General features: G+C 64.2%; 16 protein-coding genes. 11 read left to right on the top strand and 5 right to left on the bottom strand.

Going from position 1 to position 18,369, the window contains the following annotated elements; genetic code table 11:
• Positions 1 to 71: 71 nt before the first annotated feature.
• A complete protein-coding gene (locus FNJ47_RS13330; protein WP_163153694.1) occupies positions 72 to 620 on the bottom strand; it encodes a c-type cytochrome in 549 nt (182 codons plus the stop codon).
• A 199-nt stretch (positions 621 to 819) separates the two neighbouring features.
• Here FNJ47_RS13330 and FNJ47_RS13325 point away from each other — a divergent pair, with 199 nt between their 5' ends.
• Positions 820 to 1,560 carry a 3-deoxy-manno-octulosonate cytidylyltransferase gene (locus tag FNJ47_RS13325; protein ID WP_163153692.1) on the top strand — a complete coding sequence of 247 codons (741 nt, stop codon included), beginning with the start codon at positions 820 to 822 and terminating at the stop codon, positions 1,558 to 1,560.
• Positions 1,561 to 1,581: 21 nt separating this feature from the next.
• Positions 1,582 to 2,442, top strand: a complete 861-nt coding sequence (locus FNJ47_RS13320; protein WP_163153691.1) for a prephenate dehydratase — start codon at positions 1,582 to 1,584, stop codon at positions 2,440 to 2,442.
• Positions 2,443 to 2,499: 57 nt separating this feature from the next.
• Here the strand turns inward: FNJ47_RS13320 and FNJ47_RS13315 are convergent, their stop codons facing one another.
• A complete protein-coding gene (locus tag FNJ47_RS13315) occupies positions 2,500 to 3,519 on the bottom strand; it encodes an LLM class flavin-dependent oxidoreductase (RefSeq protein ID WP_163153689.1) in 1,020 nt (339 codons plus the stop codon).
• 390 nt (positions 3,520 to 3,909) lie between these two features.
• Between FNJ47_RS13315 and metF the strand changes: the two genes are divergently transcribed.
• The 3 genes from metF to maiA all read left to right on the top strand — a co-directional run bounded on the left by metF (position 3,910) and on the right by maiA (position 9,548).
• Positions 3,910 to 4,824, top strand: coding sequence for a methylenetetrahydrofolate reductase [NAD(P)H] (metF, locus tag FNJ47_RS13310; protein ID WP_163153687.1), 915 nt, complete (start codon positions 3,910 to 3,912; stop codon positions 4,822 to 4,824).
• Positions 4,825 to 4,827: 3 nt separating this feature from the next.
• Entirely contained in the window at positions 4,828 to 8,682 is a 3,855-nt protein-coding gene (gene metH, locus FNJ47_RS13305) for a methionine synthase (protein WP_163153685.1), read from the top strand.
• 218 nt (positions 8,683 to 8,900) lie between these two features.
• The gene (gene maiA, locus FNJ47_RS13300; RefSeq protein ID WP_163153683.1) at positions 8,901 to 9,548 is read left to right on the top strand and encodes a maleylacetoacetate isomerase; all 648 of its coding nucleotides are present in this window, start codon (positions 8,901 to 8,903) and stop codon (positions 9,546 to 9,548) included.
• A 330-nt stretch (positions 9,549 to 9,878) separates the two neighbouring features.
• Here maiA and FNJ47_RS13295 read toward each other — a convergent pair whose 3' ends face one another.
• The 3 genes from FNJ47_RS13295 to FNJ47_RS13285 form a co-directional block, all read right to left on the bottom strand.
• Positions 9,879 to 10,970, bottom strand: coding sequence for a Cj0069 family protein (locus tag FNJ47_RS13295; protein ID WP_163153681.1), 1,092 nt, complete (start codon positions 10,968 to 10,970; stop codon positions 9,879 to 9,881).
• Positions 10,971 to 11,118: 148 nt separating this feature from the next.
• The gene (locus FNJ47_RS13290; protein ID WP_163153679.1) at positions 11,119 to 12,210 is read right to left on the bottom strand and encodes a nickel/cobalt efflux transporter; all 1,092 of its coding nucleotides are present in this window, start codon (positions 12,208 to 12,210) and stop codon (positions 11,119 to 11,121) included.
• Between the two features lie 5 nt (positions 12,211 to 12,215).
• Entirely contained in the window at positions 12,216 to 12,494 is a 279-nt protein-coding gene (locus FNJ47_RS13285; protein ID WP_163153677.1) for a metal/formaldehyde-sensitive transcriptional repressor, read from the bottom strand.
• Positions 12,495 to 13,235: 741 nt separating this feature from the next.
• Here FNJ47_RS13285 and FNJ47_RS13280 point away from each other — a divergent pair.
• The 6 genes from FNJ47_RS13280 to FNJ47_RS13255 all read left to right on the top strand — a co-directional run bounded on the left by FNJ47_RS13280 (position 13,236) and on the right by FNJ47_RS13255 (position 18,150).
• Complete coding sequence (locus FNJ47_RS13280; protein WP_163153675.1) at positions 13,236 to 14,054, top strand: chromate resistance protein ChrB domain-containing protein; 819 nt, start codon at positions 13,236 to 13,238, stop codon at positions 14,052 to 14,054.
• Positions 14,055 to 14,207: 153 nt separating this feature from the next.
• Complete coding sequence (locus tag FNJ47_RS13275; RefSeq protein WP_163153673.1) at positions 14,208 to 14,441, top strand: PepSY domain-containing protein; 234 nt, start codon at positions 14,208 to 14,210, stop codon at positions 14,439 to 14,441.
• Positions 14,442 to 14,484: 43 nt separating this feature from the next.
• Positions 14,485 to 14,820: a hypothetical protein gene (locus FNJ47_RS13270; RefSeq protein WP_229183407.1), complete on the top strand. Its 336-nt coding sequence runs from the start codon at positions 14,485 to 14,487 to the stop codon at positions 14,818 to 14,820.
• 280 nt (positions 14,821 to 15,100) lie between these two features.
• On the top strand, positions 15,101 to 15,697 hold the full coding sequence (locus FNJ47_RS13265; protein WP_163153736.1) for a superoxide dismutase: 597 nt from the start codon (positions 15,101 to 15,103) through the stop codon (positions 15,695 to 15,697).
• A 163-nt stretch (positions 15,698 to 15,860) separates the two neighbouring features.
• Positions 15,861 to 17,045, top strand: coding sequence for a chromate efflux transporter (gene chrA / locus FNJ47_RS13260; RefSeq protein WP_163153671.1), 1,185 nt, complete (start codon positions 15,861 to 15,863; stop codon positions 17,043 to 17,045).
• Positions 17,046 to 17,175: 130 nt separating this feature from the next.
• On the top strand, positions 17,176 to 18,150 hold the full coding sequence (locus FNJ47_RS13255; RefSeq protein WP_163153669.1) for a CorA family divalent cation transporter: 975 nt from the start codon (positions 17,176 to 17,178) through the stop codon (positions 18,148 to 18,150).
• Positions 18,151 to 18,369 lie beyond the last annotated feature (219 nt).

The following is an 18,369-nucleotide window of genomic DNA, read 5'->3' as shown; positions in this document are numbered from 1 at the left end:
GCGGATTCCCATGCGAAAACGGCCAGGCAATGCCTGGCCGTTTCATCCGCATGCTTGTGCGAAGCAAATCGCTACTTCGAAGCGGTCGGGATCGGAGCCGGGTGCTCCGAGTTCGAATTCAGATAGGCGATGATGTCGGCGCGTTCGCTGTCCTTCGGAACGCCGGCGAAGCCCATCGCGGTGCCGGGGATGAAGGCCTTCGGGTTGGTCAGGAACTTGTTGAGGTCGTCAAACGACCAGTCGCCGCCCTTGCCCTTCATCGCAGCCGAGAAATTGAAGCCACGGCCCTCGCCCTTCTTCTCGCCGACAACGCCGTAGAGGTTCGGACCGACGCGGTTGGGACCGCCCTTTTCGAAGGTATGGCAGGCCTGGCACTTCTTGGCGGCGGCTGCGCCCTTCTCGGCGGAAGCGGTCTGCAGCAGCTTCTCGATCGGCTCGGACGGCGCCGCAGCGGCCCCGCCGGCACCTTCGTGGGCCGCTTCCTTCACCGCGATCTCAAAACCCGGCTTCTCCGGCAGCTTCGCGGAAAACACCGATCCGGCGGCAAAGCTCATCACCAGGACGACGATGCAGGTGCCGAGAACCGCACCGAGGATTTTGTTGAGTTCGAAGGAGTCCATTTTGGGTCAGGCTCCGGGCCTTGAATGTCGACTTCAGGCCGGGAATACGGCCGCGGGGAAAGACCTGGGAATCGGCCTTATCGCACCGCCCCAAGCAGGGTTGAGATATCGGTTTGCCCGCGCTCTGGCAACCCGTATAAACGCGCCGAATTCAACCTCCTCCCCGGCAATTTCCGCAGGCCGGACGGGCCCGATACGAATGACCAACCCCCGCACCTTGGTGCTGATTCCGGCCCGCATGGCCGCCACCCGACTGCCCGGCAAACCGCTGCTGGAGATCGCGGGCGCGCCCATGATCGTCCACGTGCTGCGGCGGGCCGAGGCCGCCGGGATCGGCCGGGTTGCCGTCGCCACCGACACGGCCGAGATCGCGAGCGCCGTGAAGGCCGCCGGCGGCGAGGTGGTGATGACCCGCGCCGATCATCCGTCCGGCTCGGACCGGATCCATGAAGCGATGACGATCCTCGATCCGGACGGCCGCGCCGAGATCGTGGTCAACCTGCAGGGCGATTTCCCAACCATCACGCCCGAGACCATCCGCAGCGTGATGCCGGCGCTCGACGATCCCGCAGTCGATATCTCGACCCTGGCCTCGCAGATTCATACCGAGGAGGAGGATCGGGCCCCCAGCGTCGTCAAGGCGGTCGGGTCCCCGATCGGCGCCAACCGGTTGCGCGCGCTCTATTTCACGCGCGCCACGGCGCCGCATGGCGACGGACCGCGCTACCATCATATCGGGCTCTACGCCTACCGCCGCCCCGCGCTGGAGCGGTTCGTGCGGCTGCCGCCCTCGCCGCTGGAGTTGCAGGAAAAGCTCGAGCAATTGCGTGCGCTCGAGGCCGGAATGCGGATCGACATCACCATCGTCGACACCGTTCCTCGCGGCGTCGACACCTCGGCAGACCTCGAAACCGCCCGCAGCATCCTTTCCAAAGCCTGAGCGGCTGGTAAAAGGCCACCCATGACCAAGAAGCTGAAAATCGCATTCCAGGGCGAGCCTGGCGCCAATTCTCACATCGCGATCGTCGAGGCCTATCCCGACGCCGAGCCGATGCCGTGCCCGACCTTCGAGGACGCGCTGGCCGCGATCTCCTCGGGCGAGGCCGATCTCGGCATGATCCCGATCGAGAATTCCGTCGCCGGCCGCGTCGCCGACATCCACCACCTGCTGCCGGCTTCCGGCCTGTTCATCGTCGGCGAATGGTTCTTGCCGATCCGCCACCAATTGATGGCGATCAAGGGCGTCAAGCTCGCCGACATCAAGAGCGTGGAAAGCCATGTCCAGGCGCTCGGCCAGTGCCGGCGCACGATCCGCAAGCTCGGCATCAAGCCGATCGTCGCCGGCGATACCGCCGGCAGCGCCCGCGATGTCTCCGAACGCGGCGACAAGAGCGTGGCCGCCATCGCCTCGCGCCTCGCTGCCGATATCTATGGCCTCAACATTCTCGCCGAGGACATCGAGGACGAGGCCCACAACACCACCCGATTCGTGGTGCTGGCGCGCGAGGCCAAATGGGCCGCGCAGGGCTCGGGGCCGCTGGTCACCAGCTTTGTCTTCCGGGTGCGCAACCTGCCCGCCGCGCTCTACAAGGCGCTGGGCGGCTTCGCCACCAACGGCGTCAACATGACCAAGCTCGAAAGCTACATGGTCGACGGCAATTTCTTCGCTACGCAATTCTACGCCGATGTCGACGGCCACCCCGACGACCGCGGGCTCGCCTTTGCGCTGGAGGAATTGAAGTTCTTCTCGCGCGAATTCCGCATCCTCGGCGTCTATCCCGGCAACCCGTTCCGCGCGACCTTCAGCGAGACGCAGGACTAAGCCGCACGAACGCGGTCTTTCCATACGTCGTCCCGGCGAAAGCCGGGACGACGATCGTTATGCGGCGCCCCTCTTCGCAAACCCGAACGCCTCGGCAAGCAGGCTGTAGGACTTCTTCCGCGCCGCGTGATCGTAAACCGCGGTGATCACCATCAGCTCATCCGCTTGGCTCGCCGTGATCAATGGCTCCAGCTTGGTCATCACGGTAGCGGTACTGCCGACGAAAAGTCGCGCGCGGTTGCGGGCGATCGAGGCACGCTCGGCATCAGTATAGGGATAGGCCTCCGCTTCCTCGACGCTTGGCAGCGGCAGATACTGGCCGCGGTCGCGGCGCAGCCGGTTGAGATCCATCGACATCGCTAGCCGCTCGGCTTCTGCATCGGTCTCCGCCGTCACCACGGCGACCGCCAGGATCGATTGCGGCGTCGCGCGCCAGCCCGACGGCTTGAAATGCACGCGATAATTGGTCATCGCCGCAATTGCGTCGTGAGTGGCGAAATGGTGCGCGAACGCAAAGCCCATCCCGACCTGCGCTGCGAGCTCGGCGGAATAGTCGCTCGAGCCGAGCAGCCAGATCGGCGGCAGCGGCGAATCGTCCGGCATCGCCACCACATTGTTGTAGGGATGGCCGGCCGGAAAATCGCGCGTCTCCCACAACGTCAGCTCGTGCAGCCGTTCGAGGAAGTCGTCGCCCTCGCGGCGATCGAGCCGGCTGCGCAGCGCGTAGGCGGTGGCACCGTCAGTGCCAGGCGCGCGGCCGAGGCCGAGATCGATACGGCCGGGAAACAGCGCCTCCAGCATCTTGAAGCGCTCGGCAACCACGAGCGGCGCATGGTTGGGCAGCATCACGCCGCCGGAGCCGACGCGGATATGCTGGGTCACCGCCGCGATCTGCCCGATCATCAGATCGGGCGCCGGGCTCGCGACGGAGGCGAGGTTGTGGTGCTCGGCGAGCCAGTAGCGGACATAGCCGAGGCCATCGACATGGCGCGCCAGATCGATGCTGTTGCGCAGCGCAGCGGCGGGCTTTGTACCGGTGGTGACGACGGAGAGGTCGAGGACGGAGAGCGGGATCATGACCGTCAACCTAGTGTGACGTCACGAGGCGACAAAGTCCCCGACCACGCAGACCAGTCCCGCAACGGAAGGCCGATGTCGGCATTGCTGGACTTTGGGACAAAAGAAAACGATTCATCGATATGGCGGCCTACCCACACTTCATTCCAACGTCTCATCCACTGTCGATTTGATATTTATTACATGTATTTCAATATATTATGAACTTAAACGACGAAACGAGCCACCGCCCACCACGCGTGCCCCGCAGTCTATTTCTTCCACTTCTTTGCTGATAATGGGCAATTTCCCATATCCGATGGGCTGTTTTAGCCCACCCGTTTGGCCTATCTTAGGGCCTCCATATCCAGGCCGGACGTCTGCCCTCCAGTTGCGGAGCCTTTGCGTATCATGACCGAGATCATTTCCTCCGTGCCGAACGGCCAGCGTACGCCGAAGGCACCGAAAATCTCCTTCGAGTTCTTCCCGCCGAAGACCGAGGAGATGGAGCGCAATCTCTGGGAGACCATCAATCGCCTGGCGCCGCTGACGCCGAACTTCGTCTCGGTCACCTACGGCGCCGGTGGCTCGACCCGTGAGCGCACCCATTCGACCATCAGCCGCATCCTGCGCGAGACCGATCTGCTGCCGGCCGCGCATCTGACCTGCGTCAGCGCCTCGCGCAGCGAGATCGACGACATCGTCGACCGCTACCATGAGGTGGGCGTCCGCCACATCGTGGCGCTGCGCGGCGATCCGCCCGGCGGCATCGGCACACCCTACTTCACTCATCCCGACGGCTACCAGAGCTCGGCCGAGCTCGTCGCCGGCATCAAGAAGCGCCACGCCGACATCGAGATCTCGGTATCCGCCTATCCCGAGAAGCATCCGGAAGCCACGGACTTCGACGCCGACATCGACACGCTGAAGGCCAAGGTCGACGCCGGCGCGACGCGCGCGATCACCCAGGTGTTCTTCGACAACGATCTCTACCATCGCTATGTCGACAGGGTGCGGGCGCGCGGCATCGAGATTCCGATCGTGCCGGGCATCATGCCGATGCACAATTTCAAGCAGGCCCGCAATTTCGTCACCCGCGCCGGCACCAGCGTGCCGGACTGGCTCGCCGAGAAGTTCGAAGGCCTCGACAACGACGCCGAGACCCGCAAGCTGGTCGCGGCCACCGTCGCCGCCGGCCAGGTGCAGAAGCTGTTCAAGCACGGCGTCGACACCTTCCACTTCTACACCATGAACCGCGCGGACCTCGTGTTCGCGATCAGCCACCTGCTCGGCATCCGGCCGAACGGTGCCCAGAAAGCTGCCTGATCCATGACCATTCCTGTTTCTGCGAAGCGTACCGCTTTGCTCGCGGCTGCCCGCGAGCGCATCCTGGTGCTCGATGGCGCCATGGGCACGATGATCCAGGGCTTGCAGTTCGACGAGGCCGCCTTCCGTGGCGCGCGCTTTGCGGACTTCCACCGCGACATCAAGGGCAACAACGATCTCTTGATCCTGACCCAGGCCGAGGCGATCACGGACATCCACGCCGCCTATCTGCGTGCCGGTGCCGACATCGTCGCGACCAACACCTTCTCCTCGACCTCGATCGCGCAGGCCGACTACGACATGTCGGATCTCGCCTATGAGCTGAACCTGCAAGGTGCCCGGCTCGCCCGCGCCGCCGCCGAGCGGGTGTCGGCCGAAGACGGCAAGCAACGCTTCGTCGCCGGCGCGCTCGGCCCGACCAACCGCACGGCCTCGATCTCGCCCGACGTCTCCAATCCCGGCTATCGCGCGGTCACCTTCGACGATCTGCGCAAGGCCTATGGCGAACAGGCCAAGGGCCTGCTCGATGGCGGCGCCGACCTGCTGCTGGTCGAGACCATCTTCGACACGCTGAACGCCAAGGCGGCGCTGTATGCGATCGCCGAGATCATCGAGGAGCGCGGCATCGACGTGCCCGTGATGATTTCCGGCACCATCACCGACAAGTCCGGCCGCCTGCTCTCCGGCCAGCTGCCGGAGGCATTCTGGCATTCGGTGCGGCACGCCAAGCCGATCACGATCGGCTTCAACTGCGCGCTCGGCGCGGAAGATCTGCGTGCGCACATCGCCGACATCGGCCGCGTCGCCGACACGCTCGTGTGTGCCTACCCGAACGCCGGCCTGCCGAACGAGTTCGGCCAGTATGACGAGACGCCGCAATACATGGCGCGCTTGATCGGCGAGTTCGCCGCAGCCGGCCTCGTCAACATCGTCGGCGGCTGCTGCGGCACCACGCCCGACCATATCGGCGCGATCGCCAGGGCCGTCGCTCCGCACAAGCCGCGTGTCGTGCCTGAGATCGAACCGCGGCTCAAGCTCTCCGGCCTCGAGCCGTTCACGCTGACCGACGCCATCCCGTTCGTAAACGTCGGCGAACGCACCAACGTCACCGGTTCGGCACGCTTCCGCAAGCTGATCACCGCGGGCGACTACACCGCAGCGCTTCAGGTCGCACGCGACCAGGTCGAGAACGGCGCCCAGGTCATCGACGTCAACATGGACGAAGGCCTCCTTGATTCGGAAGCCGCGATGGTGACGTTCCTCAACCTCGTCGCCGCCGAGCCCGACATCGCGCGCGTGCCTGTCATGGTCGATTCCTCCAAGTTCCACGTCATCGAGGCCGGCCTGAAGTGCATCCAGGGCAAGCCGATCGTGAACTCGATCTCGATGAAGGAAGGCGAGGAGAAATTCCTGCACGAGGCGACGGTCGCCAAACGCCACGGTGCCGCCGTGGTGGTGATGGCGTTCGACGAGACCGGTCAGGCCGACACGTTCGCGCGCAAGACCGAGATCTGCAAGCGTGCCTATGACATCCTGGTCAACCGGCTCGACTTCCCGCCCGAGGACATCATCTTCGATCCGAATATCTTCGCGATCGCGACCGGCCTCGAGGAGCACAACAATTACGGCGTCGACTTCATCGAGGCGACGCGCTGGATCCGTCAGAACCTGCCGGGTGCCCACATCTCCGGCGGCGTCTCCAATCTGTCGTTCTCGTTCCGCGGCAACGAGCCGGTACGCGAGGCGATGCACTCGGTGTTCCTGTATCACGCCATTCATGCCGGCATGGACATGGGCATCGTCAATGCCGGGCAGATGATCGTCTATGACGACATCGATCCCGAGCTGCGCCAAACCTGTGAGGACGTCATCCTCAACCGCGATGCCGGCGCATCGGAACGGCTGCTGGCACTCGCCGAGAAATTCCGCGGCAAGGAGAAGCAGACCAAGGAGCAGGATCTCGCCTGGCGCGAATGGCCGGTCGAGAAGCGGCTGTCGCATGCTTTGGTGCACGGCATCACCGAGTTCATCGAGGCCGATACCGAGGCCGCCCGCCAGAACGCGACCCGCCCGCTCGACGTCATCGAGGGGCCGCTGATGGCCGGCATGAACGTGGTCGGCGACCTCTTCGGCGACGGCAAGATGTTCCTGCCGCAGGTCGTGAAGTCGGCGCGCGTGATGAAGCAGGCGGTCGCCTATCTGATGCCGTTCATGGAGGAAGAGAAGGCGCGCAACCTTGCCAACGGCATCACCGGCGGCCGCAACGCCGCGGGCAAGATCGTGCTCGCGACCGTCAAGGGCGACGTCCACGACATCGGCAAGAACATCGTCGGCATCGTGCTCCAGTGCAACAATTTCGAGGTCATCGACCTCGGCGTCATGGTGCCCGCCAACAAGATCATCGAGACGGCGAAGGCCGAGGGCGCCGACATCATCGGCCTGTCCGGCCTGATCACGCCCTCGCTCGACGAGATGAGCTTCCTCGCCGGCGAGCTGGAACGGCAGGGCATGAACGTGCCGCTTCTGATCGGCGGCGCCACCACCAGCCGTGTGCACACCGCGGTGAAGATCGACCCGAACTACCCGGGCGGCCCGGTCGTGCATGTCAACGACGCGAGCCGCGCCGTCGGCGTCGCCTCCTCGCTGCTGTCGGCCGAGAAGAAACAGGCCTATGCCGCCGAGGTGCGGGCCGAATACGCAAAAATCTCGACGGCGCATTTCCGCGCCCAGGCCGACAAGAAGCGGCTGAAGCTCAACGACGCCCGCGCCAACAAGGTTGCGATCGACTTTGCGGCAGCGCCGCCGAAGAAGCCGGCCTTCTTCGGGCTGAAGAGCTTTGACGCCTACGATCTCGCCGAGCTGGCCGACTACATCGACTGGACGCCGTTCTTCCAGACCTGGGAATTGACCGGCCGCTTCCCGACGATCCTCGACGATCCCAAGGTCGGCGAAGTCGCCCGCTCGCTCTATGCCGATGCGCGCAAGATGCTGGACACGATCATCGCGGAGAAGTGGTTCACCGCGCGCGCCACGATCGGCTTCTGGCCGGCGAACGCCGTCGGCGACGACGTCGAGATCTATGCCGACGAGACGCGGCGCGAGAGGATCGCGACCTTCCACACGCTGCGCCAGCAGCTCGAGAAGCGCGAGGGCCGCTTCAACGCCGCGCTGTCCGACTTCGTCGCGCCGAAGGACACCGGCGTGCCCGACTATATCGGCGGCTTCGTCGTCACGGCGGGGATCGGCGAGGACGCGGTCGCCGACCGCTTCAAGAACGCCAATGACGACTACTCCTCGATTCTGTGCAAGGCGCTGGCCGATCGTCTGGCCGAGGCCTTTGCCGAGCGCATGCACCAGCGCGTGCGCAAGGAGTTCTGGGCCTATGCGCCCGGCGAGACGTTCTCGGCGGACGAACTGATCCTCGAGAAGTATGACGGCATCCGCCCGGCGCCCGGCTATCCAGCGCAGCCCGACCACACCGAGAAGCGGACGCTGTTCGCGCTGCTCGATGCCGAGAACACCGCTGGCGTGAAGCTGACGGAGAGCTTTGCGATGTGGCCGGGCTCGTCGGTCTCGGGCCTGTATTTCTCGCATCCCGAAAGCTTCTATTTCGGCGTCGGCAAGATCGAGCGCGACCAGGTCGAGGACTATGCCGCGCGCAAGGCCATGACGGTCGCCGAGGTCGAGCGCTGGCTCGCGCCGGTGCTGAACTACATCCCCTCGCAGGACGGCGCCAAAGGCCAGGCGATCGCGCCCGCCGCGACGCCCGCCAACGACGCGGAACTGGCTTCGCATCCGCAAGGCTGCACCTGCGCGGTGCATCTGGCCTGGCGCAAGAAGAAGGTGGGGGCGGGGTAGCTCTTCCTTCCCTTCTCCCCTTGTGGGAGAAGGTGTCGCGGACATCGTCCGCGACGGATGAGGGGTCTCTGTCCGCGGACGCAGACCCCTCACCCGTCCGCCATCCTTCTGTCATAGCCGATGCGAAGCATCGGCGTCTTTCATCGAGGACGGCGGCCGAAGGCCGCCTATGCACCCTCTCCCACAAGGGGAGAGGGGAAGAATGCGGAGTGCACTCCATGCAATTCTTCTCCTTCTGGCGATCGCTGGCGAGCTTTCGGGTGCGGATCGCGCTCAACCTCAAGGGCGTGCCGGCCGACATCGTGTTCGTCGATCTCGATGCGGACGCGCATCGCGCCGATGCCTATCGCAAGATCAATCCGCAGATGGCGCTGCCGGCGCTGGTGACCGACGACGGCACCGTGCTGTTCCAGTCGCTCGCGATCATCGACTATCTCGACGAGACCTATCCGAGCCCGCCGCTGCTGCCGTCCGATCCGCTCGGCCGGGCCCGGGTGCGCGGGCTGGCGCTGATCGTCGCCTGCGAAGGCCATCCGCTGCTGACGCCCCGGGTGCGCCGCTATCTCGACCTACGCGACAGCCAGCAGAACGCCTGGCGGCGGCACTGGACGGTCGAGACGCTGGCGGCGCTCGAGGGCCACCTCGCCGGCCACAAGGCAACCGGTCAGTTCTGCCACGGCGATGCGCCTACCGTCGCCGACATCTGCCTGGTCGGCCATGTCACCGCGGCGATCAATCAGCAGATCAGTCTGTCGCCCTGGCCGACCGTGAAGCGCATCCACGACACCGCGATGGCGCTGCCGGCGTTTGCGAAAGCGCATCCGTCCGCGCAGCCCGATACGCCTGAGGCGATGCGGGCGAAGTAGGTGGCCCTGTCGTCCCTGCGAAAGCAGGAACCCATACTCCGCGGCCCGTGTTGTGAACGGGGCTCGTCGTTCCGCCATCACACAACAATGACCATTTGTGGTTATGGGTCCCTGCGTTCGCAGGGACGACAGCGAGTTTGTGGCTCCGCCGCTGTGTCATGGGCACGCGTCCGCATTCAGTGGCAGGGGCGCAAACTCCATCACCCGTCATTCCGGGGCAGCCCCAACGGGTCGCGCGAACGCGCGCCCGATGACAGGCTCCGGGCTCTCGCTTCGCGAGCCCTCAGGTGCGCAATTGCGCACCGGGGAATGACGATGGAGGAAGTCCCGCTATCGCCCGGCTTCGCTCTCCATCGTCCGACGAACCCGCTCCCGCACCGTCCGCGCGATCGCGGCCGGTGCCTCGTCGGGGATCGCGAAGCACGAGCTCGCGTTGATCTCGCAGAGCACGTAGCTGTCGGCACCATCAGCATCGCGCGGACCGTAGAGGAAATCCGCATCCCAGATCACCGGCAGCGACGCGTCATCGATCGTCAGGACCTGCATCAGTTGCGGGATCCATTCGTCCTCCATCAGCCTTCGCAGCGCCTGGAATTGCGGAGCGTCGGGGCCGTGCATGATGCGCGGTCCGGGCTGGGCTTCCGGTGAGTCCGGACCTTGCGGCGGCGGCGGGATCAAGGCCTTGATCAACTGGTGTCCGAAGCCCGCGACCTTCGCTCCGCTCACATAGCAACGGATCATGCCCTCGGGCAGCCGCGGCTGGAATGCCTGATCGATGATGCAGCCGCCCCACCCGAAATACGGCTCGCAGCGCGCCATGAAGACCTCCAGCGGAATCTCTTCGGGTTGGCTGCCGCGCAGTGCGTGGAGCACGCGAACCGTTGTATCCGCATCCGACAAGGCCTCGACCTTCCAGACGCCCTGCCCGCCATTGCCCCGGTTCTGCTTGAGCACGCGCGGCCCGCCTGCGCGAAGCCGCGACGGGAATTCGGCACGGAAGGCCTCCGCGGTGGCGTATCGATGCGTGTCGGCACCCCAGCCCAGGTGACGGGTTCGGTAGAGCACGTCCTTGACGCCCATCTTGAGGATGACGTCCGGATGCGCGCTGACCCATGGACGTTTCATCGGCCCCTTCGCCGCGACCTCGCGCAGCAGCGGATCGAGCGCTGTGCGCGTCTTGCCCTGATGGATCGGATCGACCCAGACGAGGACGCCGTCCATTGTCAGCAACTGGTCGCGAACGGATTCGGCGAAAGTCTCGTCATAGACGACGGGAACGGCCTCGATGCCGGAGGCTTCGAGCGCTTCGAAGACGCGAACGAAACGGCTGTTCTGCGGCGTCGCATCGCCGCGCGACGCGGCATCGCCGCGCCACAGGATCGCAATCTCGGAACTATGAGATGTGTGCTGTTCGGTGTCCATATAAAGCTCCACGACGTTGAGTGTCGCGCAGAGCTTGGACCGAAGTCTCACGGGGAGTCTGCCTGATCCCCGTGGGAAGGACTCTAGACCACCGCGCGCAGCTTTCAAGATCGAAATCGGATGACGCGGATCGGATGCCGATGCCGGATCAGATCATGATCCCGTGCAATCCCGACCAGCCAGTATAGAGGCCGACCAGCACGATCAGCGCGGCGGACACATAGGGTGCACGCTGGGCAAAGCGGCTGAAGCCACCCCAATGACGCTCGACGTGGCGAAGGCTGAGCGCAGCCGCAACACCGGCCGAGACCATCGTGATGGCAAGCCCGATGCCGAAACAGAGCACCAGCACGAAGCCGAGGCTGAACTGCTTGAGCTGGAGACAGAGCAGCAGCACGGTGATCGCCGCCGGGCAAGGAATCAGGCCGCCGGTCAGGCCGAACAGAATGATCTGGCCCGTCGTGACGGTGCGTCCGGCAAAGCGCTTGCGGATATCGGCGGCGTGCGCGCGGGCATGTGCATCGTCCTCGTCGCCGAGATCCATATGCGCATGGTCATGCTCCTCGAACAGGACCTCTGCCGTGTCCGCCCGCACCGAGACCCGCGCCTTGAAGGCGTGCGGCTCCGGAATGTCATCGATGCTCTCGAGATAGCCGTCCCGCTCGGTGAAGCGAAAATGCTGCTCGCGGCCGTCGGGGCGGATCGTCACGACCTCAACCTCGCCGGCCGCCGGCAACGCCCCGGCCTCGCTGCGCAGCCGCCAGCGCGGCGGCACGCCATCCTCGTAGACTTCGAGCGACAGCGGCTGCCCGGCCAGGGTCAATTGGCGGGTTTCGTCGTGATGATGGTGATCATGATCATGATCGTGATGATGGTGATGGTCGTATTCGCCATTCTGCTCGCGCCAGGTGCGCCAGGCCATCCAGGCCGCGATCGCGATGATGATCGCAGCCGATACCAGTTGCAACCAGGCTTCGCTGCGTTCGCCGGACCATTGCTGGCCGAAATGCAGCCCCGCCAGCGCGATGATCCAAACGATCGCCGTGTGCGAGATCGTGGCCGACAGGCCAAGCAGCACCGCCTGAACCACCGTGCCGCGGATCGCGACGATGAAGGCCGCCATCATCGTCTTGGAGTGGCCAGGCTCGAGGCCGTGCAGCGCGCCGAGCAGGATCGCACTGGGGATGAACATCCACGCATGCGCGCTGCTTTGCTGGAGCAGTTGAGACAGATCGGTCATGTGCTTCACTTCAAATAGGTACGAACGACGTCGATGAGGTCAGCGGCGCCCTGCGCCTTCTCGGGATCCGCTTCCCGGGCAGGATCCACCACGTGATGGCGGATGTGATCCTCAAGCAGTTCCGCGGTGAGGCCGTTGATGGCGCCGCGAACCGAGGCCACCAGCATCAACACGTCGGCACAACCGAGCTCGGACTCCAGTGCCCGCTCAATGGCCTCCAACTGGCCCTTGATGCGGCGAACCCGGCCGACGAGCTTCGACTTGTGCTTGATCGTGTGCGACATTTCGATAATATAGGGGGGTACCCTATATGAGTCAATTCGCTCCGCGCCCGGCAGTGGCGCGGGGAAGCTGGCTGAGCTTGCGCCGGTGGCATGGCTTACCTTGGGTTTGCCGCACGGACGGCATTGAACACGGTCAATTCAAGAGCAAGACTAACGAGGCAACTGGCGAGGGGACGTCGCGTGAAACTCCACATCCTCATGTTAGCCATTCCGGTCCAAGAGGAGCATCGGGCATAATGACGGGAATTCCGATCACATCGACGACCTGCCGACCGAGGTCCGGCAATACATCGCGGGGATTTGCCGAGGACCAGCCAGCGCCCAACACGACTTCGCAACCTATTCGCCTCGCGAGAAGCGCTGGCGGATCAACCTGGAATACCTCCGGTGCGATGGCGTCGGCGCGTTCCATCGGGGCAACCAGTGCCTGGACGTGGACTTCGTTGAGGTCGGCTCGCGATTTCGCCCCGGCGCAAAGCAATTCAGGGATTGCGGCTTCTAGATCGCAGCAATCGCGACAGTGTCTGTATCTCGCGGCGTGCCTTGCGTTGCACCCGAGATATTGTTCCTAACCGCGCAGGTGAAATGTTCGTGACAGTGACGTGGACGTTTCGTCGATGACGGCGATGCACTCAGGTTGACATCGATCGGCACAAGGTCTTAATTCGAAGCACGGGGATGTGCGATCTCCCCGCGAGGCGACATGCCCAAGAATCGCGTCCTGTTCACCAAGGACGCACCATGTCGTCATACACATCGATCTCATCAGAAAAATTGTCTCGTCTCATCGGCACCGCCAAGGCGCCGGCCCTCGTCGACATTCGTATCGATGAGGATTTCGCCGCCGACCCGCGTTTGATCCCGGGCGCTGTCAGGCACTCCCATCGCGACGTCCAGGACTGGGCTCCCGGCCTCACCGGCCAATCCGTGGTGATCGTCTGCCAGAAGGGACAGAAGCTCAGCGAAGGCGCCGCCGCCTGGCTCCGCTGCAACAACATTGCGGCCGAAGTCCTCGAGGGCGGCCACCTCGCCTGGAAGGAAGCGGAGCTTCCGACAATTCCCGCCGACAGGATTCCGAAACGTGACGGACGGGGCCGTACCGTCTGGGTGACGCGATCGCGGCCGAAGATCGATCGCATCGCCTGTCCATGGCTGATCCGGCGCTTTGTCGATCCCGCGGCTGTGTTCCTGTTCGTCGCATCAGCGGAGGTCGAGGCCGTCGCCGAACGGTTCGACGCCACGCCGTTCGATATCGAGAACGTGTTCTGGAGCCATCGCGGCGAGCTCTGCACCTTCGACGTGATGGTCAAGGAATTCGGCCTCTCGACGCCGGCGCTGGAGCGGCTCGCGACGATGGTGCGGGCGGCGGACACCGCGCGGCTCGATCTCTCGCCGGAAGCGCCCGGGCTGCTCGCCGCCTCGCTCGGCCTGTCGCGGATGTTCGACGACGACCTCGAACAGTTGAGCGCCGGGATGCTGCTCTACGACGCCTTCTATCGCTGGTGCCGCGATGCGACGAGGGAAACCCACAACTGGCCAACCAGCAAGGTGAAGCCGTGACGGCGATGACCGTCCGGTTCGGTGCGAGGATGCCAGGCATCCTCGCATCAACCTGCATCGCGGACGTCCAAGTGCGGCTGCCGGGCAATATCTGAACTGACAGCCGCGCATCCGAACAACCTGGGGCAGCACAACACAACCAGGAGAACGACCATGCAGAAGCGGAAACTCTTCCACCTCATCCTTGCGCTCGCGATCGCGGGCACCGCGGTGCCCGCCCGTGCCATGACACCGGACGAGCTAATCGCGAAGCTTCAGGCCGCCGGCTACGCCAACGTCAGCGACGTCAAGTCGACGGCCGAGGGCATCACGGCAAAGGCGACGAAGAACGGCAAGCCGGTGAGGCTCGTGATCGACAGCAGCGGTCAGGTCAAAGAGCAGGACTGAGCCTCAGGGAAATCACAGCAACCGAAACAATCGAGGAACGATCATGTCCAAATCAACATTCGCGCTGTGCGTCGCTCTGCTCTGGCCTGCCACGGCTCTCGCAGCGACAACCGACGGCAGCGAGCAGCAGGAAGCCGTCGTCACATTGGCCGAAGCAGCTGCCGTCCAGCCGCCGGCGACCCAGACCCTGCGTGGCGTTGTCGACAGCGTCGACGAACGCAGCGACACGATCAGGGTACGCCTGTCTCCGGACCGAACGGAGCCGTTCAGGGTTCAGGACGGCCTGCTCTTCAACGCCGTCCGCTTCGGCGATCCTGTCACGTTCTCGGTGCAGACCATCTCCGGATTCCAGACCATCGTCGGGCTCACGAAGGAATAGAGTCGCCCCCCGAGCATCAATGACGACGCCGTCAAGCGTATCAGGGGCCCGCACACTGTCCTCGACAGGACGACGAACACGAAGAGCTGAACCGATAGACGGAGGAATCGCAGACCATGAACATCAACGGGGCGATCATTCACATGTGGAGAGTCCGATGACCATCAACACCGAGCGCCGAAACTTCATCGCAGCGGTCGGCGCAGCCACCGCTTCAGCGGCCGTGCTTGGCGCCAACCTGGCCGCTGCCGAAGCCAACCCACAGACAGGAGCCAAGGCCATGTCCTATCAGGCAAAGCCGATGCCGTTCGACCCCAAGTCGATCACCGGCATCTCGGAGAAGATACTCGTCAGCCACTACGAGAATAACTACGTCGGCGCAGTGAAGCGGCTCAATGCCATCGGCACCCAGCTCGCCGAACTCGACTTCGCCAAGGCGCCGAATTTCATGATCAACGGCCTGAAGCGCGAGGAACTGATCGCAGCGAATTCAATGATTCTGCATGAAGTCTATTTCGACGGGCTGGGCGGCGCAGGCAAGCCGGGCGGCGCGCTCGCCGAAGCGATCGCGCGCGACTTCGGCAGCATGGAGCGCTGGCGGACGGAATTCGTGGCCATGGGCAAGGCGGAAGGCGGCGGTTCGGGTTGGGTGATTCTCGCCTACTCGCCGCGCGACAAGCGGCTCGTCAACCAATGGGCCGCGGATCATACCACGACACTCGCCGGCGGACGGCCGGTCCTGGTGCTCGATATGTATGAGCACGCCTATCACATGGACTTCGGTGCTGCCGCGGCCCGCTATGTCGACATCTACATGGAAGCCATCCGCTGGGACAACGCCGCCAGACTGTATGAACAGTACGCGAAGGAAACCTGAGGAGAGCCCGGTGAAGAAGGGAACGAACGAGGCGGCCTCCTCAGCGCCATGATGACGGCCGCCGCGGTGACGCCAACGGGAATGGGGCTTCCCGCTCACGGCATTCTTGAGCCCACCTCGGAGTCGCAATGAGAGGCAGGGCTTCTGCTACGGAGGTTCACAGGTGACCACACCAACAGATTCGCAACGCGGCCATTTGGTAGAACTGGCGCGCTATTTTCTGCGCCTCGGCTTTCTCGGCTTCGGCGGACCGGTTGCGCTGGTCGGGCAGATGGAGCGGGAATTGGTCGACGGCAAGAAGTGGCTGACCAAGGAGGAGATGAAGGAATCGATTGCCATCTGCCAATCGCTGCCGGGGCCACTGGCGATCCAGGTCGGCATCTATGTGGCCTGGCTTCGCGGCGGCTTTTGGGGAGCATGGATCGGCGGCTGGTGCTTCATTCTGCCCAACTTCGCCATCGTTGCCTCGCTCGGCGCACTCTATGTCTATCTCGGCGACCTCCAGCCGGTGACCGCGATCTTCTACGGCGTCAGCCCCGCCGTCATCGCGCTCATCCTTCACTCCTGTTACCGGCTTGCCAAGCTCGGCATGGAAGACTGGCTGCAATGGGCGATCGCGACAGTCTGCCTGGCCGTCACGGTCATCCTCCAGGCCGAAGTCGCAATGCTGTTCATCGGCGCGGGCATCGTGGGCATTGCGTATTACGGCAACCTGCTCAAGCGGACGCCTGCGACCCTGCCGGGGATTGCCATCGTGCCGGCCGCCGCCGTCGGTCCGATCGCCCCCGTCGCAAGCGGGTCTACGCTATCCAAACTGCTGCTGTTCTTCCTCAAGGCCGGCTCGCTGACATTCGGCAGCGGGCTCGTCATCGTGCCGTTCCTCGAGCAAGGGCTCGTGCAGCAATATAATTGGCTCGACGAGCGGCAATTCCTCATCGCGGTCGCGATCGGCATGATCAGTCCGGGACCCGTAGTGATCACCGCGACGTTTGTCGGCTACCTCGTGGCGGGATTCTGGGGTTCGGTCGTCTCCACGATCGGCATCTTCCTGCCCTCGTTCCTGCTGGTGCTGATCGTTGCGCCACTGCTCGCACGGCATCGCGGAAACGCCAACGTTCAGGGCTTTGTGAAGGGCGCTTACGCAGCAGCGATCGGAACCATCCTCGGCGCGTGCATCCTGCTCGGCAAGATCGCCATCGGCGACTGGCTGACGTTGCTGATCGGGGTGATCTCGTTGGCCATCCTGTTCCGCTGGAAGGTGAGCAATCCGCTTTTGATTGCGGCTACCGCTGTGGTCGGCCTGATTGCCTATCCATGGCTGCAACCGGCGTGGGTGATGGTGCACTGATCGGACGCAAATCCCTCATCCGGCAAGCATGAGCCAGACCGGGCACACGGGCATTGTCCACACGCATGGAACTGCCTTGCGACCCTCGCTATTGTCGTGGCCGCAAGTCCCCATGCACGGAGCCCGCGAGGTGCTGAAGCTTTACAGGTCGTCGACTTCTGATTGGCAGACCATCGGCGCCGAATTGCCGTCCGACATCATCTGGGTCGATCTGCTCGATCCCACGGACGACGAAAAACAGTTCGTCGAGCGCGTGCTCGACATCCGCGTCCCCACCCAGAGATCATTGGGCCAGATCGAGGCGTCCAGCCGCCTCGTCAGCGATCATGACCGGCTCTATCTGAGTTCGCCGGCGGTGCGGCTCGACGACAACAACGAGGCTGAGATCACCAATATCGGCTTCGTGATCGGCCCAAAGGTGCTGGTCACGGTGCGGTTTGCGCAGCTCGCCACGTTCGACGAGATCATGAAGCGGATCGGCACCGACAAAGACCTGCAGAACGGCATGTGCGTGTTCACCGCGCTACTTGAGGCCATGGTCGATCGCGGCGCCGACGTGCTGGAACAGCTCGGCGCCAAGACCGACAAACTGTCGCGCGGCGTGTTCAAGGGCGGCCTGGTACGGAGCAAGCGTCCGGTCCGCTCCAGCCGCAGGCTGCGTGAGGCGCTGGAGAATATCGGCGAGCTGGCCGATCGCCTGGCCAAGGCGCGCGACGTGCTACTCGGCGTCGGGCGGGTCGCGAGCTTCGCCGACGACGTCGGCAATGAATGGATCACATCGGCATCGAAGCGGCGGCTCGAGGCGGTGTCCAAGGATGTCGCTTCGCTCGGCGACTACGAGACGAGGCTGTCGGACAAGATCCAGCTGCTGCTGGACGCCGTGCTCGGCTTCATCAACATCCAGCAGAACGACCTGTTCAAGATCCTGACCATCGTCTCGGTGGTCGGCGTACCCCCGACCATCCTGGTCGGGGTCTGGGGCATGAATTTCAAGGTGATGCCGGAGCTCGGCTGGACGTTCGGCTATCCGCTGGCCTGTGCCGCGATCATCGCCAGCGGCCTGCTGCCGGTGCTCTGGTTCAAGCGGCGCGGCTGGTTCGATTAGGTGGCTGGCTCGGCGCTCCGCGCTTACACAAAGAGACCTTCAATGCTCTCAACAGGACGCACTGTGATGGAGCCACCGGCGGAAGGGTTCCCTCCCCCCTTGCGGGGGAGGGCTAGGGAGAGGGGTAAGCCCCGGGCGATAAAGTTGATATGCGCACTGCCCTTTGCGCCTGGCCTGCGTCGCCGTTGTTTCCTTGAGAGAGTGCGCCGAGTGGTACCC

The sequence above is a fragment of the Bradyrhizobium uaiense genome (assembly GCF_010811875.1).
GTDB classification, from domain to species: domain Bacteria; phylum Pseudomonadota; class Alphaproteobacteria; order Rhizobiales; family Xanthobacteraceae; genus Bradyrhizobium; species Bradyrhizobium uaiense.
The sequence above is the reverse complement of the archived record's forward strand: the minus strand, read 5'-3'. Positions and strand labels throughout refer to the sequence as shown.

Bases quoted from the DNA above. Each gene is read 5' to 3' on its own strand.
- FNJ47_RS13330 (WP_163153694.1), bottom strand. From the start codon at position 620: ATGGACTCCTTCGAACTCAACAAAATCCTCGGTGCGGTTCTCGGCACC.
- FNJ47_RS13325 (WP_163153692.1), top strand. From the start codon at position 820: ATGACCAACCCCCGCACCTTGGTGCTGATTCCGGCCCGCATGGCCGCC.
- FNJ47_RS13320 (WP_163153691.1), top strand. From the start codon at position 1,582: ATGACCAAGAAGCTGAAAATCGCATTCCAGGGCGAGCCTGGCGCCAAT.
- FNJ47_RS13315 (WP_163153689.1), bottom strand. From the start codon at position 3,519: ATGATCCCGCTCTCCGTCCTCGACCTCTCCGTCGTCACCACCGGTACA.
- metF (WP_163153687.1), top strand. From the start codon at position 3,910: ATGACCGAGATCATTTCCTCCGTGCCGAACGGCCAGCGTACGCCGAAG.
- metH (WP_163153685.1), top strand. From the start codon at position 4,828: ATGACCATTCCTGTTTCTGCGAAGCGTACCGCTTTGCTCGCGGCTGCC.
- maiA (WP_163153683.1), top strand. From the start codon at position 8,901: ATGCAATTCTTCTCCTTCTGGCGATCGCTGGCGAGCTTTCGGGTGCGG.
- FNJ47_RS13295 (WP_163153681.1), bottom strand. From the start codon at position 10,970: ATGGACACCGAACAGCACACATCTCATAGTTCCGAGATTGCGATCCTG.
- FNJ47_RS13290 (WP_163153679.1), bottom strand. From the start codon at position 12,210: ATGACCGATCTGTCTCAACTGCTCCAGCAAAGCAGCGCGCATGCGTGG.
- FNJ47_RS13285 (WP_163153677.1), bottom strand. From the start codon at position 12,494: ATGTCGCACACGATCAAGCACAAGTCGAAGCTCGTCGGCCGGGTTCGC.
- FNJ47_RS13280 (WP_163153675.1), top strand. From the start codon at position 13,236: ATGTCGTCATACACATCGATCTCATCAGAAAAATTGTCTCGTCTCATC.
- FNJ47_RS13275 (WP_163153673.1), top strand. From the start codon at position 14,208: ATGCAGAAGCGGAAACTCTTCCACCTCATCCTTGCGCTCGCGATCGCG.
- FNJ47_RS13270 (WP_229183407.1), top strand. From the start codon at position 14,485: ATGTCCAAATCAACATTCGCGCTGTGCGTCGCTCTGCTCTGGCCTGCC.
- FNJ47_RS13265 (WP_163153736.1), top strand. From the start codon at position 15,101: ATGTCCTATCAGGCAAAGCCGATGCCGTTCGACCCCAAGTCGATCACC.